Annotated in this window: 21 protein-coding genes; 8 read left to right on the top strand and 13 right to left on the bottom strand. The window is 38.7% G+C overall.

Annotation, left to right across the window (positions count from 1 at the left end; translation table 11 throughout):
• The first annotated feature begins 85 nt into the window (after positions 1-85).
• On the top strand, positions 86-568 hold the full coding sequence (locus ICG50_RS02585; RefSeq protein ID WP_187659345.1) for a regulatory protein RecX: 483 nt from the start codon (positions 86-88) through the stop codon (positions 566-568).
• A 100-nt stretch (positions 569-668) separates the two neighbouring features.
• On the opposite strand, the gene ICG50_RS02580 is transcribed toward ICG50_RS02585, so the two are convergent.
• From ICG50_RS02580 to ICG50_RS02520, 13 genes are all read right to left on the bottom strand, one after another.
• The gene (locus ICG50_RS02580; RefSeq protein ID WP_187659616.1) at positions 669-1,826 is read right to left on the bottom strand and encodes a beta-ketoacyl synthase N-terminal-like domain-containing protein; all 1,158 of its coding nucleotides are present in this window, start codon (positions 1,824-1,826) and stop codon (positions 669-671) included.
• Between the two features lie 155 nt (positions 1,827-1,981).
• On the bottom strand, positions 1,982-3,253 hold the full coding sequence (gene bioA, locus ICG50_RS02575; protein ID WP_187659344.1) for an adenosylmethionine--8-amino-7-oxononanoate transaminase: 1,272 nt from the start codon (positions 3,251-3,253) through the stop codon (positions 1,982-1,984).
• Between the two features lie 3 nt (positions 3,254-3,256).
• Complete coding sequence (gene bioD, locus ICG50_RS02570; RefSeq protein ID WP_187659343.1) at positions 3,257-3,874, bottom strand: dethiobiotin synthase; 618 nt, start codon at positions 3,872-3,874, stop codon at positions 3,257-3,259.
• A gap of 4 nt (positions 3,875-3,878) precedes the next feature.
• A complete protein-coding gene (locus tag ICG50_RS02565) occupies positions 3,879-4,289 on the bottom strand; it encodes a putative signal transducing protein (RefSeq protein ID WP_187659342.1) in 411 nt (136 codons plus the stop codon).
• A gap of 2 nt (positions 4,290-4,291) precedes the next feature.
• Positions 4,292-5,443: an aminotransferase class I/II-fold pyridoxal phosphate-dependent enzyme gene (locus tag ICG50_RS02560; protein WP_187659341.1), complete on the bottom strand. Its 1,152-nt coding sequence runs from the start codon at positions 5,441-5,443 to the stop codon at positions 4,292-4,294.
• Positions 5,440-5,967 (bottom strand): hypothetical protein, encoded by a 528-nt coding sequence (locus tag ICG50_RS02555; protein ID WP_187659340.1) that lies wholly within the window; start codon positions 5,965-5,967, stop codon positions 5,440-5,442. Before ICG50_RS02555 ends, ICG50_RS02560 begins: the two co-directional genes overlap by 4 nt.
• 143 nt (positions 5,968-6,110) lie before the next feature.
• On the bottom strand, positions 6,111-6,392 hold the full coding sequence (locus ICG50_RS02550; protein WP_187659339.1) for a F0F1 ATP synthase subunit delta/epsilon: 282 nt from the start codon (positions 6,390-6,392) through the stop codon (positions 6,111-6,113).
• Positions 6,393-6,472: 80 nt separating this feature from the next.
• Positions 6,473-7,984: a F0F1 ATP synthase subunit beta gene (gene atpD / locus ICG50_RS02545; protein ID WP_187659338.1), complete on the bottom strand. Its 1,512-nt coding sequence runs from the start codon at positions 7,982-7,984 to the stop codon at positions 6,473-6,475.
• A gap of 218 nt (positions 7,985-8,202) precedes the next feature.
• Complete coding sequence (locus ICG50_RS02540; protein WP_187659337.1) at positions 8,203-9,693, bottom strand: SGNH/GDSL hydrolase family protein; 1,491 nt, start codon at positions 9,691-9,693, stop codon at positions 8,203-8,205.
• Between the two features lie 30 nt (positions 9,694-9,723).
• Complete coding sequence (locus ICG50_RS02535; RefSeq protein ID WP_187659336.1) at positions 9,724-12,576, bottom strand: TonB-dependent receptor domain-containing protein; 2,853 nt, start codon at positions 12,574-12,576, stop codon at positions 9,724-9,726.
• A 283-nt stretch (positions 12,577-12,859) separates the two neighbouring features.
• Positions 12,860-14,707 carry a glutamine--fructose-6-phosphate transaminase (isomerizing) gene (glmS, locus tag ICG50_RS02530; RefSeq protein WP_187659335.1) on the bottom strand — a complete coding sequence of 616 codons (1,848 nt, stop codon included), beginning with the start codon at positions 14,705-14,707 and terminating at the stop codon, positions 12,860-12,862.
• Between the two features lie 11 nt (positions 14,708-14,718).
• Positions 14,719-16,395 carry a BamH family beta-barrel-assembly machinery protein gene (gene bamH / locus ICG50_RS02525; protein WP_187659334.1) on the bottom strand — a complete coding sequence of 559 codons (1,677 nt, stop codon included), beginning with the start codon at positions 16,393-16,395 and terminating at the stop codon, positions 14,719-14,721.
• Between the two features lie 18 nt (positions 16,396-16,413).
• A complete protein-coding gene (locus ICG50_RS02520) occupies positions 16,414-17,220 on the bottom strand; it encodes a glycogen/starch synthase (RefSeq protein WP_187659333.1) in 807 nt (268 codons plus the stop codon).
• Between the two features lie 107 nt (positions 17,221-17,327).
• Between ICG50_RS02520 and panC the strand changes: the two genes are divergently transcribed.
• The 7 genes from panC to ICG50_RS02485 are packed head-to-tail and all read left to right on the top strand — an operon-like array spanning position 17,328 to position 24,667.
• The gene (gene panC, locus ICG50_RS02515; protein ID WP_187659615.1) at positions 17,328-18,176 is read left to right on the top strand and encodes a pantoate--beta-alanine ligase; all 849 of its coding nucleotides are present in this window, start codon (positions 17,328-17,330) and stop codon (positions 18,174-18,176) included.
• 14 nt (positions 18,177-18,190) lie between these two features.
• The gene (panD, locus tag ICG50_RS02510; protein ID WP_187659332.1) at positions 18,191-18,541 is read left to right on the top strand and encodes an aspartate 1-decarboxylase; all 351 of its coding nucleotides are present in this window, start codon (positions 18,191-18,193) and stop codon (positions 18,539-18,541) included.
• A gap of 4 nt (positions 18,542-18,545) precedes the next feature.
• A complete protein-coding gene (locus ICG50_RS02505) occupies positions 18,546-19,511 on the top strand; it encodes a lysylphosphatidylglycerol synthase transmembrane domain-containing protein (RefSeq protein WP_187659331.1) in 966 nt (321 codons plus the stop codon).
• A 58-nt stretch (positions 19,512-19,569) separates the two neighbouring features.
• Positions 19,570-20,820, top strand: coding sequence for an alpha/beta hydrolase-fold protein (locus tag ICG50_RS02500; protein WP_187659330.1), 1,251 nt, complete (start codon positions 19,570-19,572; stop codon positions 20,818-20,820).
• 11 nt (positions 20,821-20,831) lie between these two features.
• Positions 20,832-22,193 (top strand): DNA repair protein RadA, encoded by a 1,362-nt coding sequence (radA, locus tag ICG50_RS02495; RefSeq protein ID WP_187659329.1) that lies wholly within the window; start codon positions 20,832-20,834, stop codon positions 22,191-22,193.
• A gap of 57 nt (positions 22,194-22,250) precedes the next feature.
• The gene (locus tag ICG50_RS02490; RefSeq protein ID WP_187659328.1) at positions 22,251-22,715 is read left to right on the top strand and encodes a gliding motility lipoprotein GldH family protein; all 465 of its coding nucleotides are present in this window, start codon (positions 22,251-22,253) and stop codon (positions 22,713-22,715) included.
• Complete coding sequence (locus tag ICG50_RS02485) at positions 22,715-24,667, top strand: transglycosylase domain-containing protein (protein ID WP_187659327.1); 1,953 nt, start codon at positions 22,715-22,717, stop codon at positions 24,665-24,667. Before ICG50_RS02490 ends, ICG50_RS02485 begins: the two co-directional genes overlap by 1 nt.
• Positions 24,668-24,719: the final 52 nt, after the last annotated feature.

Below are 24,719 nucleotides of genomic sequence, written 5' to 3'. Positions count from 1 at the left end.
TTGTTACATATTTTTTTGTTACATCCCCTTATCCCTTTTCCCTTATCCCTAAAATTCACTACTTTTACACTCATCATTGCTAACCATGACCGAAAAACCAACATTATCCGAAGCTACCCTTAAATTGGAATATTACTGTTCCTACCAAGAGCGTTGTCACCGGGAAGTGGTGGATAAGTTGTACCAATTGGGCCTTAAAAGTGAGGAGATTGATACGATAGTCGTGCACTTACTCCAACACAATTTTCTCAACGAAGAGCGCTTCGCCCGAAGTTTTACCCGTGGCAAACACCGTATTAAATCTTGGGGTAAAATCAGAATTGTCAACGAACTCAAAGCCCGACAAATCTCGGCGCCCAACATCAAAGCGGCTCTAACTGAAATTACGGAGGAACAATACCAGGAAACTTTCCACCAATTAGCCGAACGCCATTGGCACAGTCTAACCGAAAGAAAAGGTCAAAAAAAGAACAAGAAGTTTTGTGATTATTTATTGCGAAGAGGTTGGGAAAGTCATCTCGTTTACGAGAAAATGAAAGAGTTTGGGTCTTCGACAGGCTCAGACTGAAAACTGTATAATCAATTTTTTATTCGTAAAAGAAGACAAATTGCATATCTTACACTAAATCCAATCGTCAGCACTTTGTCACCCTGAGCTTGTCGAAGGGCTACTCTTTTGAAACCAACACACTCACCGCATTCCCTCCGAAACCAACCGCATTAATCAATACTTTTCGTATCGTTTTGCGCGGATTAGGTTCTTCTATATACGGAATTCCGATAAACGTTTGGTGTTGCAGCATGAGTAAAGCCAATTCGATATTCAACATGCCTGAGGCACCGAAAGTGTGGCCTATTTTCCATTTGTTGGTGGTGAGCATCGGTAAGTTTTCCCCGAAGACTTTTTGGATGGCTTTGTATTCGGAAGTGTCGCCTTTTAGCGTTCCCGGTGCGTGCATCACAATCGCATCAACTTCGTCTAATTCGGTATTTTGCAGCGCCATCGTCATCGATTTTTGAAAGCATTTGGCGTCTTCTGAGATGGAGATGTTGTGTTGTAAATCGTCTGTAGCATAGCCGATACCGGTAATGTAGCCTAAGGCATTTTGGCTTTCGCCTAATTCTAAACAAGCTACTGAAGCGGCTTCGCCCAGCACCATGGAATTTTTGGTTTTGGTAAAGTCGAAGGCTCTGCAGGGCCATTCCCGTTCTTCATTGGCATAAATCTTCAACGCTTGCATTTGTGCCAACGTAAAAGCGGTCAAAGGCGCTTCACTGCCGCCTACTAAAAACTTAGTCGCCAAGCCCGATTGCAGCCAAGCCACGGCATTCAACACCGCATGCAAAGCGGTAGAACAGGTTATGGAATGGGAGATTTCGGGTCCGGCACTTTTTAAATCATGCGCCACCCACGAAGAGATATTCCCTAAAGTAGTGGTTGGCGAAGTTAAAGTTGCGGTCTTTCCGGTTTCGATAAATTCTTGGTGGTATTTCTCAAACAATTGCGTGGCACCGCGAGACGAACCAATGTTAATCCCGAAGTCGTCACCTTGTTGCCAACCCGCATCGGCAATCGCTTGGCGGGAGGCCAATATAGCCAACAAAACCGTTTCGTCTAAGGCTTTGTATTTGATGTCTTCTTTGCGCAAAGCGTCCATTTCCTTTCTGATGTCTGCCGGAATAGTTGCCACAAATTGATCTTTCCCATTGAATGTTGCGGTCGAAATTAAAGTTTTTGGGGAAAGATAATTGGCCCAAATCGCTTCAGGTGTTTTTCCCAAAGGCGAAATCGAGGCAAGAGAAGTAATGGCAATTTTGGTGTTCAACATGGTGGTGTATTGTGCGGCAAAGGTAGTTATTCTTTGAAAAAGTCTAGCCTATTCTCAAAATTTAAGAACACAGATCAGACAGATACTACGGATAAACACAGATAAAAAAATCCGTGAAAATCTGTTTAATCCGTGTAATCTGTGGCAAAATTTTAAACCATCTCCACTGCGTCTTCAACAATACCATAAACCTTTTCCAGTTGTTCGTTTGAAATAATATACGGTGGCAAGATGTAAACGATATTGCCGACCGGACGTAAAATCACCCCGTGTTTGATAAAGAAATTATAGAGTTTCATTCGCATCGAACCGTAGTAACTTTCGGCACCGTCGGTTTTGATTTCTAAGGCGAAAATGACGCCGAGTACACGAGTGGTTTTGACTTTAGGATGGCTTTTCATTTTTTGGGCGAAAGCCAAATGTTGGGCATTAATTCTTGAAATATTGTTTTGCATTTCGGCCGTTTCCAACAAACCGATACTCGCCAAAGCGGCTGCACAACCTGTGGGATTGGCGGTAAAAGTATGCCCGTGGAAAAGCGCTTTATTGACATCGTCATTATAAAAACCGTCGAAGATTTCTTGGGTGAAAGTGGTGATTGCCATCGGAATGGTTCCGCCGGTTAAGGCTTTTGACAAACATAGAATATCGGGTTTATTGACCAAATAATCCGAGGCAAACGTTTTACCGGTTTTCCCGAAACCCGTCATGACTTCATCGGCTATAGTGAAGACTTGGTGTTGTTGGCAAAGGGCAATCATTTTATCTAAGACTTCGGCCTCATACATCACCATTCCGGCGGCGCCTTGTACTAAAGGTTCAAAAATGAATGCCGCGTATTCATGGGTAACTACCAAATCTTGCAAGATTTTCAAACTGCGGTCTTCATTGCCACTAGTTGGCACCGGAATGCGCGCGACTTCCAACATCGACCCTTGAAACGCTTCCGTATAAAAAGTGATGCCACTGGCTGCCATGGCGCCAAAGGTATCGCCGTGAAACGCGTCTTCAAAAGCGATCACTTTGGTTCGTGTTGCGCCTTGGTTGTAAAAGTATTGTAAGGTGCCTTTCAAAGCGACTTCCACTGCGGTCGAGCCATTATCGGAATAAAAGATTTTCTTTTGGTTGGCCGGTAAAATAGAAAGCAGTTTCTCGGACAATTCCACTGCTTTGTTGTGTGTAAAACCTCCGAATAAAACGTGTTCTAAGGTCGTTAACTGCGTATAAATCGCCTCGGCAATCACTTTGTTGGAATGCCCAAACGGATTGACCCACCAAGACGCAATCGCATCGATAAATTCTTTGCCGTTGTCGTCCCAAAGCAAAGCACCTTCGCCTTTAACAATAGCGGGCAACAAGCCGGTAGTTTTGTGTTGGGTATAAGGATGCCAGTTGTATAATTGGTCTTTTTCTGAAAGATTCATGAATTATAATTTTAAAAGATTCTCCCGAAACTTATCCGCGTAATAAGCAATCACATTCGCATCGAAATACGGTTCGTTATCAATTCTACCGATAAACTTGACGCCTGTTTTATTTAAAATAATTTCTTCGGTGGCTTTGTTTTCATCGCCTGAAAAAATGATTCCGGCCACTTTTATTTTTCGGTTTTGGAGTGCTTCGAGGGTTAGTAAAGTGTGATTGATACTGCCGAGATAATGTCGGGAAACGACGATTACTTTATGGTCTTTTTGGATTAAATCGACGACACATTCTGTTTCATTCAGAGGCACTAGAATTCCGCCTGCGCCTTCGATGACTAGATGGTTTTCTACTTTTGTTTCGACAATTTTATTGATATCAATGCGCACACCGTCTTTGGCTGCGGCCAAATGTGGACTTGCCGGAGTATTGAGTGCATAAGCATTCGGGTGAAAAACGGATTTGGCATTGGCCACCAATGCTCTGACTTTATGACTATCGGAATGGTCTAAATCACCTGCTTGTATGGGTTTCCAATAATCGGCTTCTAAGGCTTCGGTTACTATGGCTGACGCTACAGTTTTGCCTACATCGGTACCGATTCCTGTGATGAATAGTTTCATGGTATTAATTGAATTCGTGTTTACAAACTTCACATTTGTATTTGTGCCTTGCTTTGAAAGGAAACAAGAATAGAAAGAACAAAATAATAAAGTATAAAAATGACTTCCATCCCTTGATTGAGGTCATCATATCAATTTGTTCACTACCACAAATTGGGCATTGAATGGGTTGATGGTCATCGTCTACAGAATATGGGCTTATCTCCTCTAAAATTTCATTGGCTTTATCAATGTCTTCCGTTTTTACATATAATTTCACACCGCCTACTGCATTGCTGTATAGCGGATTTGTGTCAACCATATGATTGTCACGTAAAAACACTTCAACACCCATACTTTCCAATTTTCCTTGGTAAATCAGGGCTTCACTTGAATATTGAAATCTTCGGAGTAATTGAAACTGTTCTTCTTCCATAATTAAAACACAAAAGTAGCTAACAATTCCAAGACATTTGAGATTTCTTTTTCGGAATTGTAACTGTGCAAACAAAAGCGCAAGCGTTCTTGTCCTTCGGGAACGGTTGGGGATAAGATGGGTTTTACGTCAAAGCCTTTTTGTTGGAGTTGCGTGGCGATACTTTTTACTTTGTCATTCCCCGGAATAATAGCGCATTGTATGGCCGATTTACTGTAAACGAACATGGGTTTTACTCCTAATCTTAGTTTTTCTTGGTTGAAGAAAAGGATGTTGTTTCTTAGCGATTGTAATGCGCTCTTCTCTGTTGCCAAATGTTGGTATGCCACTAAAATAGTAGCCACACTATGAGGCGACAAACCGGTGGTATAAATAAAACTTCTGGCGAAGTTGACTAAATAGCTTTTTAATTCGGCACTGCCTAAAATGGCTGCACCGTGACAGCCCAAACCTTTTCCGAAGGTCATGATATGGGCGAAAACTTTGTCTTGCAGGCCTAAACTTTGAACAACACCTTCGCCTAGTTCACCGAAAACACCGAGTGCGTGTGCTTCGTCGATTACTAAATAAGCGTTGTACTTTTCAGCTAAGGCAGCAAGTTCTTCTAAGTTAGGGCAATCGCCATCCATAGAGAAAACGGATTCGGTGATGATGTAAACAGTTTGGAGTTTGGAGTTTGGAGTTTGGAGTTTTTGTAGTAGTCGAGCCAAATCCTCAGTATCATTATGCCCAAATTTATAGGCTTTAGCATGGCTCATTTGGATGCCGTCACGGATAGACGCGTGGCACAATTCGTCGTATAAAATCACATCATTTCTTTGCGGTACGGCGCTGAAAAATCCAACATTGGCATCATAGCCTGAGTTAAAAATTAAAGCGGTTTCAACTTGATGGAAGTTGGCGATGAAACTTTCGGTAGCTTCGTATAAATGGTGGTTTCCTGAAATTAATCGGGAACCGGTGGCGCCGTTAGTTTTGATGTTATTATCAAGAAGATATTGATGGGTTTGGCTAAAGATAGTTTCGCTATGGGCAAACCCGATGTAATCATTGGAGGCAAAGTCTACTAAATCTTTGCCCATAGGTAGTTGGCGCAAGGCGTTGTTGGCTTGGCGTTGTTGGAGTTTGGCTTGAAGGGATTTTGGGAGTTTCATACGGTTTCTTTTTCAACCCATTTATTGTTTCCTTTTTCGGTGGCGTCCAGTAAATCGATGTTAAGTTTTTGGGCGACCATGGCACCAAATTTAAGGGCCTGTTCTTCTTCGGTTAACTTATACATTTTGTAATGTTTGTTTCTTTTGTACCAAAGATTGACTTCGTATTCCATATCATCAACCTTGAATACAGAAACATATTCAAGTTCAGGAAGCGCAGTAATTATTTTTTTTGAAAATAGACCGACGGAATATATTGAAACTAATTTTTCTTTGTCCAAATCAACTAGAATGCTTTTTGTTATTGAAAAAGAAACACCACCTGCAAAACAAAATGCAGCAACTTCAATTATTCCTGCAATTCCTTTTGGTTTGACTTTTACCAAATCAACCTTGTAAAATAGAATGCAGAGTATATACAGCATGTATATCATGTACGAAAAAAACAATGACGCAACGATAATTCTCCACCAAGGCAATTTCCCCTGTGATACAACTAATTCATATTCGTTATTTTCTTCCATAAACCAAATATAGTAAATAGCCCGGATGGCAGTGGCATCCTTTTTCTTTTTTGGAAGAAAAAGATATAACGGACAGCCGGAAACAGCTTCCAATAAAAAAGCCCGACATTACTATCGGGCTTCTTCGTTTATGCTGAATCGTATTAGTCGGCCAATACAATTACTTTATTGTCTTTCATTTCAATAGTTCCTGAATTGATTTCCAAAGTGTAGTTTTGGTCGTTTACTTTGGTAAACTTCTCGGCTACTTCTTTGCCCAATTTAAAACTATCGGCAACGATTTTCACGGTACCTTGTTTTAGGATAGAAACTATAGGCGCGTGGTTGTTCAATACTTGGAACGAACCATCTACACCCGGAAAAGAAACTGAAGTAACTTCGCCTTTGAATAAGGTAGCTTCCGGTGATACTATTTCTAATAACATAATTGATAATTAATAATTGATAATTGATAATTAGCAATCAACAATTCATTATCAATTGTCAATTGTCAATTGTCAATTGATTAGGCTTCTGCTAACATTTTTTGTCCTGCTTCGATTGCTTCTTCGATAGTTCCTTTCAAGTTGAAAGCCGCTTCCGGAAGGTGATCTAGCTCACCATCAATGATCATGTTGAATCCTTTGATGGTTTCTTTGATATCAACTAATACTCCTGGGATACCGGTAAACTGCTCCGCTACGTGGAATGGTTGAGACAAGAAACGTTGTACACGACGCGCTCTTGATACAGAAAGTTTATCTTCTTCTGATAATTCTTCCATACCTAAGATGGCGATGATATCTTGTAATTGTTTGTATTTCTGTAAAATCTCTTTTACTCTTTGCGCACAGTTGTAGTGTTCGTCACCTAAGATTTGAGCCGTAAGGATTCTTGAAGTAGAATCTAACGGGTCAACCGCAGGATAAATACCTAACTCAGCAATTTTACGAGACAATACTGTGGTTGCATCTAAGTGAGCAAAAGTAGTTGCCGGCGCCGGGTCAGTTAAGTCATCCGCAGGAACGTAAACCGCTTGTACAGATGTAATCGAACCTTTGTTTGTTGATGTAATACGCTCTTGCATCGCACCCATTTCAGTCGCCAATGTTGGTTGGTAACCTACCGCAGATGGCATACGTCCTAATAACGCTGATACCTCAGAACCTGCTTGTGTAAAACGGAAGATGTTGTCTACGAAGAACAATACGTCTTTTCCTTGGTCAGAACCTGCACCATCACGGAAATACTCAGCGATAGATAATCCTGATAAAGCTACACGAGCACGAGCTCCAGGTGGCTCATTCATTTGTCCGAATACGAAAGTCGCTTTAGACTCTCTCATACCCGGTTTGTCTACTTTGGATAAATCCCATCCTCCATTTTCCATAGAGTGCATGAAATCGTCACCATATTTGATAATGCCTGACTCAAGCATCTCACGAAGCAAGTCATTTCCTTCACGGGTTCTTTCTCCTACTCCAGCGAATACTGAAAGACCACCGTGACCTTTGGCTATATTGTTAATTAATTCTTGGATCAATACGGTTTTACCTACTCCGGCACCACCAAATAATCCAATTTTACCCCCTTTTGCATAAGGCTCGATCAAGTCGATTACTTTAATACCGGTGAATAAAACTTCTGTAGAGGTTGATAAATCTTCAAATTTAGGAGCTGGTCTGTGGATAGAAATTCCATCTTTACCTGCTTTTGGCAAATCTCCTAATCCATCGATAGCATCACCAATTACGTTGAACAAACGTCCGTAAACGTCGGCACCGATTGGCATTTGAATTGGCGCACCAGTAGCATTTACTGCTGTTCCTCTAGACAAACCGTCGGTTGAGTCCATGGAGATAGTACGAACTGTGTTTTCACCAATGTGTGATTGAACTTCCAGAACTAATATTGAACCATTCTTGTTAATGATTTCTAATGAGTCGTAAATTTTTGGCAACTCAACATCTTTAGTATCAAATACTACGTCAACTACCGGACCGATGATTTGCGAAACTTTTCCTATTGCTTTAGACATTGTTTATGTATTTATTAAATAGCTATTTAGGTTTGAGAAAAACACCTCTTTTTTCAGAGCGCAAAGGTAAAATTTCTATTTCGAAAAATCAATATTTGAAGTGAGTTTTTTTCTTTATTTTTTGATGAATTAGCAATTAAACGCAAACTAAGCCTTAGGCCAAACAAAAAACCACCTGATTTCTCGGGTGGTTTTGGGAATATATAAATTTGGTTGGTTTAGAAATTAGCCGGATCCATCGGGTATAAAATTCTGTATAATCCGATGTTAACTCCTCTGAAGTTTGAGCCGTAAGTAGCATTGATGGCTTCAAAGAATTTGTTGGCAATTAAAGCATATCCTCTTGGACTAGGATGTACCCCATCTAAAGAGAAACCTCCACCGGTAACATAGGTTGAAGTTACTGTAAAATTATTAGCCGATATACCCCCTGCAGCAATTTGCGACTGTAAAGCATTAGCATTCACAAACGCCAATCCTTTTGCGCTGGCGATGGATTGGATACTGGCATTATAAGCATCGGTTGCTACTTTAACTTCTTGAATTTCTTCTTTTGACAATACCCACTGGTCTGCTAAAGGAACGGAAACACCATTAATTTGAGCAGGGTTTCCTCCTACTGTAGTTCCGATTATACTTCTGGCAGGCAACACTATTAAATCTTCACTGGTTGCTTGTCTGTATGATGGGATTCCGAAGCCTGACAGATTGGTCAAATAACTATCCACGATAACTACTGCATTTGTATTTGAAGCAGAGAAAGTAATGGTTCTTCTGGCTACTTCTGCCGCAGTTAATAATCCGTTTGACTGTGCAAATAATAAACCATTGTTGTAGGCTGCAAAACCGGCATTTAATTGACCTGCTGCAGTAGCATTAAGTGGTACCGGATTATAAGGAACAGTTGTAAAATAAGGAATGGTAGTTACATAAGGAAGATTAGCCACAACACCTTTAGCGCCGTTAGCCGTTAATTGATCAACCAAAGTGTTATAAACCCCTGCAAAAACAGTCGGATCTGTGATGTCATTTGCTCCATAAGTAGCCGGATTTAGATTTCCGGTTTGATTAGTTCCGGCACCACCAGAAGTGGCATACCCTAAAACATCATTATTTCCAATCCAAAGGGAGAAAAAAGTTGGGTTTTGAGCCAAAGCATCTGCTAAAACGGTAGTAGTCGGACTTGAAGCAAAACGCACAAAATAAGGATTCGCCTGACCGGTTAAAACTCCGGCCACATTCCCGTAACCAGGGGCTAACAAGTGGTAACTTTTTGCTCCCGGAACTCCCATATTATTAAAAGGTCCTGCAAGCACATTGGTAATATCTGTAGTAGGTGTTCCCGTAACCGGAACCGGAGCTGAACCATTAAAATACAGTCTTGGCCCGGCGATTTGAGTACCGCCCAACAACAAACCTCCCGTATTATCAGACACGTAAGGAATTGTAAAATCACCTCCGCCTACCAAGGCAAACTGACTGGCTAAGATATTAGGATAGGAACCTTCCTGTCCGGCAATAAACAAAGCACTGTCTGAGTATCCCGCTGTTAATGAATTTCCTAAAGAAACATACTTTGAGAAATCAGCTGTTCCTGCTGTAAGCGGTGTTCCGTCTGTTGAGTTAGGGTCAACAAAAGGCTCATCCTCACTATTACACGCTACAAAGGTTAAAGATACCAACAGTAGCCATTTGAAATTTTTTATCATAACTATTATAATTTAATAATTGGGTTTGAATTATGGATTGATTGTTAAAGACAAGAAGTATTGTTGACCTATTAATCCTGGACCAATAAGTTGTCTGTATTCTCTTCCGCCTAAGTTTGTTGCACCCGCTTTGATTACTGATTTTAAACTTGGAAGACCATAACTAATTTGCGCATCGATTACGGTTACTGCATCAATCATTCCGTCAGCAAAAGTGGATTCCCAGTAGTACTCATCACTCCATCTTCCGCTTATGTTGAAACCGAAGTTTTTAAATAAATTATCGTTACTGAAGCTGGCTTTCACTCTGTGTTTAGGCGTGTTGAATCCGGCTTCGAAACTTGGGTCTTTGGCTTGATCAAAATCAAACTCAGCATAGTTATAATTGGCAGAAACCTCGAAGTTTCTTGGCAATCTTTTAGATACACCCACTCCAAAACCTAGTGATCTGATTTCAATATCGGTATTGGTGTACAATTGGAAGGCTCTTGTATTTCCTGTCGCCAATGCATCAATAGATTGTGCCCCTGGATCTGTTGGCCCTAATAATGGATTTGGTGCATCTTGTGCAGTTCCGTATAATGGTGCTACTACAGTTAAGTTTCCAATAAAGTCATTATAGATATTGTAATATCCATTAATGTCATAAGTAAAACCTTTTACTTCAGCTCTATAGCCTAATTCAAATGCTTTCACAACTTCCGGTTTAACTAAATCAACATTAGTTCTTACCAATAAAGCAGAAGCAGCAATAGGATCAGTTGGCGCTAATGCAGCAAATGCTTGCGCTGATTGTGCAGTGTAAGAATTATAATAAGCGTTATTTCCATCAATTGTTGTAGATGTTCCTCCAACCAATGCTTGTCCTAATGGAGAAGTTACAGGAAGTGTTTCTTCATATCTCGTTAAGTTATCCGGTGCAGAACCTAATAAAATAGCATTCCCCACATTGAAACCAATGTATTGGTCTTGGGTTGTTGGGTTACGGAAACCGGTTTGGAACGAACCTCTGAATATATGGTTTTTAGCTTCTCCTGCCGTGTAAACTAAGGAAACTCTTGGCGAATAATTTCCGTCGAAGTTTTCGGCTTTGTCGTAACGAACAGAACCGGTGAATTTCAAACGGTCATCCATCGCTTTTTTCTGTACTTGAGTATACACTCCGTACTCATCATATTTAATCCCACCAAATTGTGGTGTATCGGTGTAAATTCTTCCGAAAGAATTTAAGTCATATCTTCTGTAGGAACCTCCTACTTGAATTTCGGCTACTTTGATTAAATCTTTAAAGTTGTAATTAGCATCCGAATGGTAAATTTTTGAATTGTCTACCAATTTTGAACCAACTAATACATCAGGATTAGAAGTTACTTGATTGAAGGCATTTTGGAATTCAGGTGTTCCCGGTAAAAATCTTCCGGTATCAGCAACGTTTCTTGCATTAGTATGAGCTTGAGTTGGTGTTGCGCCTAATAAAGTAGATTGTACATAGGCTCCTGCATATTGTCCGAACCAAGTAGCATCAGGTTTCCATGCTCTGTTGATGTTAAGTCCGGTAAAAAGCATATCATAAGAACTTCCGCCGTCTTCAGTGGTGAAATAACCTCTCACGAAAAAGTTTTTCCCGGTAAGTTCTAATTTGTGTTGTTGCATGGAAAACCCGTTCAAATAATAACGGTTTGCTCCTTGGTAAACTGAATTACCAAATCCGAATTTACTTTGCCAAATTACTTCTAGATTTTCGTTTCCGAATGGTCTTAAGTGTAAGGAGAAATCAATTTTAGCATTTCTCACTTTATTATCGGTTAAGTCAATTTCGTTATAACCTGTTCTTGAAACATTTTCATTTGGCAAAATAGAATTGAACACTGTAAATTGTGCCGGTGTAATCGCACCTGCATTTAACAATCCCGACGCAACACTTCTAATATTGGTGCTTGCCTCATCTCCGTAAACATTGATTCCATTATAGTTGTGGTGACTTCTGTCTCTTCCATCAATTGTTTTGTCATCATAATCGGTTGCCCACCATTCGGTACCGTTCATATAAGTGAAATTGGCTTTGGCGGCAAAATAATCATCAAATTTATGAGCTACTCTTATCCCGTAATCGCGATAATCGTTAGAGCCGGCCGCTTTTTGACTAGTGGCTCCATATTTTACATAAGCTGAAATCCCTTGGTATTTAAAAGGACTTTTACTGTTCATGAACAAAATTCCGTTGAAGGCATTCGCACCATATAAGGCAGAAGAGGCACCCGGAAGTAATTCTACACTAGCCACATCGATATCGGAAACCCCGATAAGGTTCCCTAACACGAAGTTCAACAACGGAGAAGAGTTATCCATACCATCAACCAACTGCATAAAACGCGTATTGGCTACTGTAGCAAATCCACGGGTATTGATAGATTTGAACGACATACTACTGGTATTCATTTGAACTTCTTTCAAATTTTCTAAGCCATCATAGAATGTTGGTGATGCTGTTTTTTTGATGTCTCTGATAGTCATTCTCTCAATAGTTACCGGAGATTCTCTGACTTTTTCAGGTGTTCTGGAAGCAGAAACTACAATTTCATCTAATTGGGTTTCTTGTTCTGATAATGAAACACTCACATTTTGATTGTTGGAAGTAACACTTACCGTAGACGAACCATATCCTACACTTGACACTTCAATGTCAAAAGGTGGTTTTTTGGAAGTGGTTAAGCTGAAATTTCCATCGCTGTCTGTAACTGTTCCGCCGCTTTCACCGGCCACTTTAACATTGGCTCCAGGAATAGGTTGGTTTTTATTGTCTTTTACCGAACCGGATATTGACGTTTGCGAATAAGTAATGCCGCAAAAAAACAATGAAAGGATAAATAAATAAATCTTCATTTGGTTTTAAATTTTGTTGGTTTAAGAAGCCAAAGTACAAATATTTTTTTTACATCCTTAAAAAAACCATCTTCATTTTAGCAATAATTAATTATTTGGTTTGAATATTAACAATTCAACAATATCGGACTTTTTTATGCTTTTATTAACGTTTTGACCTAATTGCTAAAAAAAATACTATGCATACATATAAAAGACGGTTTCTATTAAATTAATCACAAATATTTGGCAAAAAAAAAGCGAGATTACATCTCGCTTTTTTGGATATTTTGTAGTAAAAAATTTATTCTACGGTCACCGATTTTGCCAAATTTCTTGGTTGATCAACATTACATCCTCTCAATACTGCTATGTGATATGACAATAATTGCAATGGAATGGTAGTAATCAATGGCGATAAAGCATCGGATGTTTCCGGAATTTCGATGACATGATCGGCTAATTCTTTAACTTGTGTGTCACCTTTAGTTACCACAGCTATAATTTTACCACTTCTTGACTTTATTTCCTGGATATTACTTACTACTTTGTCATAATGCCCTTGTTTTGGTGCAATCACCACTACCGGCATTTGCTCATCAATAAGAGCAATTGGTCCGTGTTTCATTTCGGCTGCAGGATAACCCTCAGCATGAATGTATGATATCTCTTTTAGTTTCAACGCACCCTCTAAAGCTACCGGGAAATTATAGCCTCTTCCTAAGTACAAACAATTAGGTGCGTCTTTAAATTTGGCAGCGATTTCTTTGGCTTTATCATTGGTTTCCAACGCTTCTTTTACTTTCTCAGGAATCACTTCCAGTTCTTGTAAATAGCGGTGAAAATCTGAATTCGAAAGCGTTCCTTTGGCTTTAGCCAAACGCAAAGCAATCATGGTCAACACTGTAATTTGAGTCGTAAAAGCTTTGGTCGATGCCACTCCAATTTCTGGTCCGGCATGGGTATAAGCACCGGCGTGTGTTTCTCTTGAAATTGAAGACCCAACCACATTACAAACTCCGAATACAAAAGCGCCTTTTTCTTTGGCCAATTTGATAGCGGCTAAAGTATCGGCTGTTTCTCCTGATTGTGAAATCGCGATAACAACATCTGATGGGTTTATTATTGGGTTACGGTATCTAAATTCGGAAGCATATTCAACTTCAACGGGAATTCTGGTAAACTCTTCAAAAATATATTCTGCAACCAATCCGGCATGCCATGAAGTTCCACAGGCTACGATTAATATTCTTTGGGCGTGGAGAAATTTTTCAAGATTGTCTTCTACACCGGCCATTTGGATGATGCCTTGATTGGCCAATAATCTTCCGCGGTAAGTATCTTTGATTACGTTAGGTTGTTCATAAATCTCTTTCAACATGAAATGATCATAACCTCCTTTTTCGATTTGCTCCAAATTCATTTGAAGTTCTTGAATATATGGATCAACTAAAGTATCGTCTTTGATTTTTCTGATTTTTAACGGCTTGTTCAATCTTACAATCGCCATTTCTTCATCTTCTAAATAAATAGCATTTGAAGTATATTCTATAAATGGTGAGGCATCAGAGGCAATAAAAAACTCATCCTGCCCAACGCCTATGGCTAAGGGACTTCCTAATCTTGCAACAACAATTTCATCCGGTTTTTCTTTATCAAAAACACAAATGGCATAAGCGCCTACTACCTGATTTAAGGCAATTTGAACCGCTTTTCCTAATTTGATATTCTCTTTTTTCTTAACCTCTTCAATTAAATTGATTAATACTTCGGTGTCTGTATCTGATGTAAATGTATACCCTCGTTTTAGCAATTCTTTTTTTAGTGGCTCATAGTTTTCTATGATTCCGTTGTGAATAATTACCAGATTTCCTGAGTTAGAAACATGTGGGTGAGAATTGACATCGTTTGGAACACCGTGAGTAGCCCATCGGGTATGACCCATACCAATTGTAGCTTTAGAATTGGCTAACTCTTTTGATTTTTCCTCAAGATCAGAAACTTTTCCTTTGGTTTTGGATATTTTCAAATCCTTGCCATCGCAAAGCATAATACCGGCACTGTCATAGCCTCGATATTCTAATCTTTTTAACCCTTTTATTACAATTGGATACGCTTCTCTGTAACCAATATAGCCAACAATTCCACACATAACTTTAGGTATTAATCAGGTTTTGTATAATAAATTTCAAGTTTCAATCTTTTATCATAATCTGGATCACCAACCGGAATGTTAGTCCCGTATAAAATAGTTCCTAGCGGACTCAAAACCGACATGTTGGGCGCATACTCAGTATTGGTATTAGCCGTTCTCAACTTTGAAAATGCAACACTATTGATGTTTTCGGTTACTGAAAGTCCTAGCCTTACATTGGTTGAGTCATTGGAAATCATGTTCCGCAAATGATTAGTAATCCTAATTTTATACTTGGTTCCTCTACCGTTTTCAACATCTTCTTTTTCAATAATTCCGCCATAAATATACTTGCCCACTTTCGGATCAACCGTATTAGTCGTAGGGTCGAAAATATAATCAACCAAGGTTCTTCTGTTGTTTAAATCATATAAGAAAATACGATTAGGCTCGGCTGTTCTTGTATCTGACATGGCTGTTCTATCAATATAAAACGTAAGGTTGGCTTCATTGATCATCCAACCGTTGGCTTTAATCACTTCTATTTCATCTGCTATCCCGTTGTTATCTGCATCGGCTCCAAACACATCGATAACAGCTATAGAACCTTGACCGCCTTTGACGTATAGTTTTGCCGCTTCTTGATTACTGTTTGCTGCATTTAAATAATCAACATTTTCATTAGAATTATTGAGTAAACTAACGGTATTCCCTGTCATACTCATTGTAAGAGTTTTAAATTCTCTTTCATAAGTAACAACTCCTTCAACCGTTTTCTTTTTGTCCTCATTGTAATGAACTGTGATTTTTCCGCCTTGGAAATTCAACATCGCCATTTGTCCCGGATTTCCGTTTTCTACTTTAAAATACAATCCTCTGAAATAATTTCTGAATACGGCATTATTCGTCAATTGTCCGCTTGGTGCATTCAATAGCAAATTGGTAAAAACCGTTTTATTCAAATGCAAACGCATAGATGGCACTGATCTTGTCGGCACTACTTCATCTTCTTCATTCAATACTGTTGTTTTATGTTCTCTCTTGTCAAAATAAAACTGCGTATTCTCATGGCCATCAGTATTGTTGCCTGAAAGAGGCGCATCATTTAATAAGACCGGTATTTTGTTATTGTCTATAACGTCGTCCATATCCGTAAAATATAACTGGCGTTCTGCCAGAGATTGACTTGGATCTAAATCTCTTAAAAAATAATTTGATTGATAAACGCTTAGTTTAAACTTTGATTCTTGAACTCCATAGATTGAATCTAGTATATAGGTAGTACGAATTTCTTTAACGCCATCCACTTCTACTTCTTCAACTTCATCCACCTTACTGTAATAAGGTATGTTTAAAATAATACTGTCAATTTCTGTTGGCTCAACATCATAATTTTCAGGATCTACATTATTGAAGGTTGGATTTTCGCTGTCTAATTGAACTTGAGTAACAAAATTAGCTTGGGTAGTTCCAAACGCAGGATTATAGTAGAATCCTAGTGGGTTTATCGGCAAATTATTAGAAGAGATTGGCCCCAATTTTTGATTGTAAGCTTTTACAGAGGCATCGGTGTATCTTTCAAAAAGGAAATGATCATCGCCTACAATATCTGTTCCTAATTCGTTAAAATCTTTGTCACATGAAGCAAAAAGCAAAACGGCTGTTAAGCCAAATAAAATCTGTTGTAAATAGGATTTTTTAAACATAAATCTGATTAATTATTTTTAAGGAAGCATCTCCTTGTAGAAATTGGTATAAGCTTCTGAAAATTTGTCTTTCGTGGCGAAAGATAAAAAAGGTTTTCCTGAAGATTCTATAAATTTTGTTAAACTTGCCGACACGCTTTCGGAAGCGATAATCACCGCATCTGAATGCATCACAGAAGATTTAATTAAGTTTTCATAATTAGGCAATTCCAAATCTTGAATAGCTTCCTGTGGAATGTTATCAAACTTAATTTTATTAATCATTTCCGCATTCAAAGTACCGTCAAAAGACTGACCGTATACTGATGTTACAATCTTAGTGTCTGAAAACAACGCTTCGTCTTTGTAGTAATGTTTCATGTATACTGGCAACAAACCAGCCATCCATCCGTGAACGTGAATGATATCGGGAACCCAATTTAATTTCTTAACGGTTTCTACTACGCCTTTGGCAAAGAAAATAGCTCTCTCGTCATTGTCAGGATATAGTACACCATCTTCATCACTAAAGGTTGCTTTGCGCTTGAAATATTCATCATTATCAATAAAATAAACCTGAATTCTCTCTTTCGGGATAGAGGCCACTTTGATAATCAAAGGCATATCCAAATCATTTACTACTAAATTCATTCCCGACAATCGGATAACCTCATGTAATTGATGCCTTCTTTCGTTGATATTCCCATATCTTGGCATAAAAATTCTTATTTGCCCTCCTTGATCGTTAATCATTTTAGGAACGTCATACGACATTAAAGAAACCTCATTTTCAGCCAGATAAGGCACCACTTCAGATGATACATACAATATCCTCTTATCTTCCATAATCTATTTTACTTTTATTTATTGGCAATAAAAAACAGGCAAAAGTACAAAAATTTATGCAGTTATTTATGAAAATAGTAAGTTTGCAACTCATTTACCGAAAGCCAATGCTCATTTTTAACAATCAAAATGAATTAGTTGCTCATTTAGCTTCTGTTTCAAACACAGCAACCACCATTGGTTTTGTGCCTACTATGGGCGCACTTCATCAAGGTCATTTGTCTTTACTGTCTGAAGCAGTAGCAAACAACTCGATAGTCTTGATTAGTATTTTTGTCAATCCGACACAGTTCAACAATCCGGAAGATTTGGCCAAATATCCTCGAACCCTTGAAGCTGATATTGAAAAAATTAAAACTGTTTCTGATAAAATTATCGTCTATGCGCCAAGTGTAGAAGATATTTATAAAGGCAATACCGTTTCCCAATCTTTTGATTTTGACGGGTTGGAGTTCCAAATGGAAGGCCAATTTCGTCCCGGTCATTTTGACGGCGTGGGCACTATCGTAAAAAGACTCTTTGAGATTGTAAAACCCACCAATGCTTACTTTGGCGAAAAGGATTTTCAGCAATTGCAAATTGTTAAAAAAATGGTCGAAAAAGCAAAAATGCCTGTCAATGTTATCGGCTGTCCCATTTATAGAGAAACCAACGGATTAGCGATGAGTTCAAGAAATGAAAGATTATCGGACTCTGAAAAAAAAGAAGCCGCCATCATATATAAAACCCTTTCGCAAGCCAAAAAATTATTCGCCAAACAATCAACCAACGAAATAACCCAATGGGTGAAAAAAACTTTTAACCAAAACCCAAACTTTACCCTAGAGTATTTCCAAATTGCAGACGAAGCCACTTTAATGCCTTGCGTTCGAAAAAATAAATCCAAAAAATACCGCGCCTTTATCGCAGTTTTTGTCAACAATGTCAGATTGATTGACACCATTTCACTAAATTAATTTAACTTTGCCCCATGCATATTGAAGTAGTAAAATCCAAAATCCATCGTGTAACCGTTACCGGTGCCGACTTAAATTACATAGGCAGCATCACTATAGATGAATCCCTAATGGAAGCTTCGAACCTTATCGAAGGCGAAAAAGTAACTATTGTAAACATTAACAACGGCGAGCGATTTGAAACCTATGTCATCAAAGGACTCAAAAATTCGGGCGAAATTACACTAAATGGTCCGGCCGCCAGAAGAGTACAAAAAGGCGATATCATCATCATCATCTCCTATGCTTTGATGGATTTCGAAGAAGCCAAAACCTTCAAACCCTGGTTGGTTTTTCCAAATGAAAAAGACAATTCTTTGACCTAATCACTTGAAAAAACAAATACGTAAATGGCTCACAATTCTTATTCCTCTTTTTATAGGAATCGGAATCATTTACTACCAATACACCACGCTCAAACCGGACGAAATTGACAAAATAAAAGCGAGCTTTCAAAAGGCTAATTACTCTTATATTGTTCTATCCCTTTTAGTGGCTTGCATCGGTTATTGGTCAAGAGCCTACCGCTGGAAGTTTGCCCTGAATCATTTGGGCTACCAAACCCAATTTTACAACAATTTCTTCACGGTTAGCGTTTCTTATTTGGTCAATTTAACGGTGCCTCGCTCAGGCGAAATTACTCGTGCCGCACTCTTGAAAAAATATGAAAATGTGCCTTTTGACAAAGCTTTTGGAACCATTGTTGCCGAGAGAATTATCGATTTATTGATTTTCCTACTCTTCGTTTTTATCGGATTTATATCCCAATTTGATGAAATTTATAGTTTCTTGTTGAGTAAAAATGTTTCCTTACAAACGTTAATTTATTACGGAATTGCCGCTGTAATCTTAGGGATTATTTTTCTGCTCATTTGGATATATGCGGAATGGCCAATCATCCTCAAACTAAAGAAAAAACTATCCGGGTTGATTGAGGGCATGACCACAGTGGTGAAAATGAAATCGAAATGGAAATACCTATTTCATTCTTTCTTCATCTGGATTTCTTACCTGACGATGTTCTATGTGGCGATATTTGCCTTGCCCGAAACGTCAGAAATCAGCTTTGACATTGTAATCATGGGGTTCATTTTTGGCAGCTTAGCGGTTGGTTTTTCCAATGGCGGATTAGGAGCTTATCCTTTTTCCATAGCGCTTATATTCTCTCTTTACGGCATTTCAAATGATATCGGCATCGCCTTTGGCTGGCTGGTTTGGACATCCCAAACTATCTTAGCCATACTTCTCGGATTGATTTCCTATGTTTTGCTTCCGGTGTTCAATAGAAATAAATAATTTACTATCTTGCTAATCATTTTAGCAACGATTTCTATTCAACCAAAAAACCATATTCATGAAACAACTGTTTGTTCTATTACTGTTTGTTTGTTCCGGTACTATATTTGCCCAAAGAACCATCACAGACACCATAACTTCCCAAAAACTCAACGAAGACCGAGAAATAAAAATCGGACTACCACCATCTTACGACAAAAACAAAACCCAAAAATACCCCTTATTGGTTCTTTTTGACGGTGATTTTCTTTTTGATGCTTTTCAAGGCGCCTTGAGTTACGGGTATTATTGGGATGATTTGCCTGAAGTAATCATTGTGGCCATAAGCCAAAATAAAAATAACGAGCGAGAAAGCGACTGTACATTCGATGAAACTACAGGTTTACCTACTGAAAAAGGAGCCGATTTCTTTGAATTTGTGGGGATGGAATTGATTCCAAGTATCCAAAAAAACTTTCGCACAGCACCATTCAGAATCGTAGCCGGATTAGACACAACCGCAGCTTTTTTAAATTGTTATTTATACAAAGACCAACCCATATTCAACGCCTATATCTCTATGAGTCCGGAACTTCCAGAAGGAATGGAAGAACAAATTCCGGAACGATTGGCCGCCATGCAACAAACCACTTTTTATTACCATTGCTCGGCTGAAGGCGATATGAAAAAAATGAAAACCCGTATTCAGGCCTTAGATGTAGCAGCCAAAAATGTAAAAAACCCTAAACTCAACTATCTTTATGAAGAGTTTAAAGGCGCTTCGCATTACTCTTTAGTTTTACACGCTATTCCGAGTGCTTTGTACCAAATTTTCTCGGTGTACCAACCGATTTCTACTGTAGAATTTCAGGAAAAAATTGCGGTATTGCCTTCGGGTTATGTTAAATATTTAGCCGATAAATATGCGGTGCTCGAAAATTCTTTGGGACTAAAATTACAAATCAGAATTAATGATTTCAAAGCCATTGAAGCCGCTATTTTGAAAAACAAAGCCTTTGTAGAGTTTGATGAATTGTCTCAATTGGCCAGAAAAAATTATCCGAAATCAATGTTGGCCGATTACCATTTGGCCCAACTTTATGAAAAAACCGGCGATACCAAAAGAGCCATCAAAAGCTATCAAACCGCTTTCCAAAAAGAAGAAATCGGAGATTTGACCAAAGACATGATGCTCGAAAGAGCCGATGCCTTAAAAGGAGAACTCAAAAACAAAAAAGAGGAAGTGATTGAAGAAACGCCACCAACTGAAGAAGTTCCCGCAGATACACCACCAACAGAAACGCCGACCGAAGAAAAAAAATCAGAATAAATATACCCTAAATGTCGAAACTCAAAACTACTTTTTTTTGTCAAAATTGTGGTACCCAATACGCCAAATGGCAAGGCCAATGCAATGCTTGTAAAGAATGGAACACCATAGCTGAAGAGATTATCCAAAAAGAAGAAAAATCGAGCTGGAAACCTGATACTTCCGACTCGAAAAGAGTTTCAAAACCACTTAGAATCAAAGAAATCGATTCGACCCAAGAAGTGCGAATGGACACCACTGATGGCGAATTAAATCGCGTACTCGGTGGCGGCATCGTTCCCGGTTCGTTAATCTTATTGGGTGGCGAACCCGGTATAGGAAAGAGTACGTTATTATTACAGATTTCTTTAAAATTACCTTATAAAACCTTATACGTTTCGGGCGAAGAAAGTCAGAAGCAAATCAAAATGAGAGCGGAAAGAATCAATCCGAACAGCGACAATTGCTACATCTTAACCGAAACCAAAACCCAAAATATCTTCCGCCACATTGTAGAAACCGAACCTGATATTGTCATCATCGACTCGATTCAAACCTTGCATACGGATTATATTGAATCTACCGCCGGAAGTATTTCTCAAATTAGAGAAACCACGGCTGAACTAATCAAGTTCGCCAAAGAAACGAATATACCGGTGATTCTTATTGGTCACATTACTAAAGACGGCAACATCGCCGGACCAAAGATTTTGGAACACATGGTTGATACTGTTTTGCAATTTGAAGGCGACAGAAATCACGTGTACAGAATCTTGCGTTCGCTCAAAAATCGATTTGGTTCGACAGCCGAATTGGGCATTTATGAAATGCAAGGTTCAGGTTTAAGAGAAGTCTCTAATCCCTCTGAAATATTAATTTCACACCGCGAAGAAGAATTATCCGGAACCGCCATTGCCTCCACTTTAGAAGGTATGCGTCCTTTGATGATAGAAATTCAAGCCTTGGTTTCAACCGCCGTATACGGAACACCACAGCGAAGCACAACCGGTTACAATGCCAAAAGACTAAACATGATTTTAGCCGTATTAGAAAAACGAGCCGGTTTCCGATTGGGCACCAAAGATGTTTTTCTAAACGTTACCGGCGGTATTTCCGTGGATGATCCTGCGATTGATTTAGCCGTAGTAGCGGCGATTCTGTCTTCCAATGAAGATATTGCCGTGGGTAAAGATGTTTGTTTTGCGGGAGAAGTGGGTTTGTCGGGAGAAATTCGTCCGGTGAACCGTGTGGAGCAACGCATTCAAGAAGCAGAAAAATTAGGGTTTTCGACCATATTTGTGTCTAAATACAACAAAATTGCAGTCAAAAATCCGTTAATCAAAATTGTCTTAGTGTCTAAAATTGAAGAAGTGGTTGAGCAATTGTTTGGCTAACTTGAAGAAACACAATAAAAGCAACAGAAAGTCGTTTGCTGTATAAACAAAATGTATATGAAACTAAAAATCACGTTTTTATTTCTTTTGTTAATGCTCCTAATTTCTTGTAACAGCAAGAATATTTTCTCCGAAACCAAAGAAGGTTTCACAGCAAATCAATGGCAAAAAAAAGAAGCCCAGCAGTTTACATTTACCGTCAATGAGGACAACAAAAACTATAACTTTTCAGTAACAATAAGCCATGTATACAACTATCAATTTGAAAGTGTTCCGATAGAAATAGGCATAACTAATCCTAGAGGCGAAACAGAAATTCTACTCTTTGACTTGCTCATAAAAGACGCCAAAGGAAAAGATAAAGGCGATTGTTTGGGCGATTTGTGTGATTTAAAACAAACCTTCAAAAAAAACGTCAAGCTATCAAAAGGAAATTATACGGTACAGGTTTCCCATCGATTCAACTATGATTATTTGCCTAATATTACTAGTGTAGGCTTGGAAGTTGATAAAACAGAATAATGAGCACCCAAAAACAAAAAGTATTCCTAATTCTCAAAATAAGTGGTGGTCTTTTACTGCTTGGGATAGTGATGCTTTTTGCTTTTCGAAATACCCTTTTAGAAAAAGTCATTCATCGCATTGATGCTAAAATGGAGCGCGAATATCAATGCGATTTGACCATCGCCAATGCCGAATTCCATGGTGTGACCAATCTCGAATTTCAACAAATTACTTTGGTTCCGAAACAAGCCGACACTTTGTTGCGCATAGACGAATTGAAAACAAGTGTGAGCTTTTGGAAATTGTTAATGGGCGATATTCAATTGGGCAAACTCGAAATCAACAAAGGCTATATCCAATTGGTAAAAACCAAAAACGGCAGTAATTTCGACGCTTTTCTGCGTTCCAAAAAAGAGAAAACAGACAATTCTGAAGTGAATTATGCCAAACTTTTAAATCGTTTGAGTTCCAATCTTTTGGATTTGGTACCGACGGACATGCATGTCAAAGGCTTTGCTTTTAAGATTAATGACCAAGGCAATAAAGTAGTTTTTGATTTTACTAAATTGGCTTTAGCCGATAAAAAACTGAACACTTTGATTCAAGTCACCTCGGATGGTTTTTCTCAAGAATGGGCGATTAACGGTTTTGCCGACCCCAGAGACCGAAAAGCCGATTTGGAATTTTTCAACCCCAAAAGCGATACGATTCAACTTCCTTATTTGGATCAAAAATTCAACCTGAAAACCGGTTTTCAATCGATTCATTTCAATTTGGAAAACCTTTCGATGGATAGTGGCGATTTGCATATCGACGGCTATTCATCCATTCAGAATTTAATGGTCAATCACCCCAAAATTGCGAGCAAAGACGTAGTAATCAAAAACGCACGCTTTGACTACCGTTGGATTGTAGGCAAAAGGTTTATGGCTTTAGATAGTACGTCTACCGTGCAATTGAACAATATTAAGTGTAACCCCTTCGTTTCGTATACCAATGAAACGGATAAGATATACGCTCTGAAATTGAACATTCCAAAAATGAAAGCGAATGACTTTATTACTTCCTTACCAACGGGATTATTCAGTCACTTTGAAGGCATGGAAGCACAAGGCAATTTTAGCTATACGCTGAATTTTGAATACAATGACCACCAACCAAACGACATTATTTTTGACAGTAAACTAAAACCCGAAGGCTTAAAAATCACCCGGTATGGAGAAGCCGATTTGAATAAAATTAACAGCGAATTTATCTATCGGGCTATTGATAAAGGAGTGGCGCAAAGACCAATCATTGTGGGCGAATCAAACCCAAATTTTACGCCTTTAAATCAGATTTCGCCTTATTTACAAAAGTGTGTTTTGACTAGCGAAGACCCCTCTTTTTTCAGTCATCGCGGCTTCATCAATTCGGCTTTCAAACAATCGATTGTTAAAAATATCAAGACCAAAAAATTTGCCCGAGGTGCCAGCACGATCAGCATGCAATTGGTCAAAAATGTTTTCCTAACCCGCGAAAAAACTTTATCCCGAAAACTCGAAGAAATCCTATTGGTCTACATTTTAGAAAACAACCGCATCAGCTCCAAAGAACGCATGTTGGAAGTATACTTCAACATTATCGAATGGGGACCAAATGTATACGGCATCGGCGAAGCATCACGGTTTTACTTCAATAAAATGCCTCAGGATTTAAATGTAAATCAGTGCTTGTTTTTGGCCGGTATCATTCCGAAACCCAAAGGCTTCATGTCGCGATTGGAGAATACTGAAAAACTCAAACCGTATGCCCAACAACAAAACGATTTCTTAATGCGTTTGATGTTTAAAAGAAACCTGATTACAGTTAATGATACGATAGGCAATTTTGCTTTAGACATATCAGGTGCGGCCAAAATGTACCTTAAACAAAAGCCAATCAATTCGATAGAAAATGACAGTTTGAGTTTGGACGAGTTTGATTTTTAAAAAATTTGATACTAAATCCAACCTTTTTGCGTTATAACTACTTCCCGTAGAA

Origin of the sequence: Flavobacterium buctense (assembly GCF_014486695.1) — a bacterium.
GTDB lineage: Bacteria > Bacteroidota > Bacteroidia > Flavobacteriales > Flavobacteriaceae > Flavobacterium > Flavobacterium buctense.
Note: the sequence above shows the minus strand (reverse complement) of the source record. Positions and strands in the feature narration are given on the sequence as shown.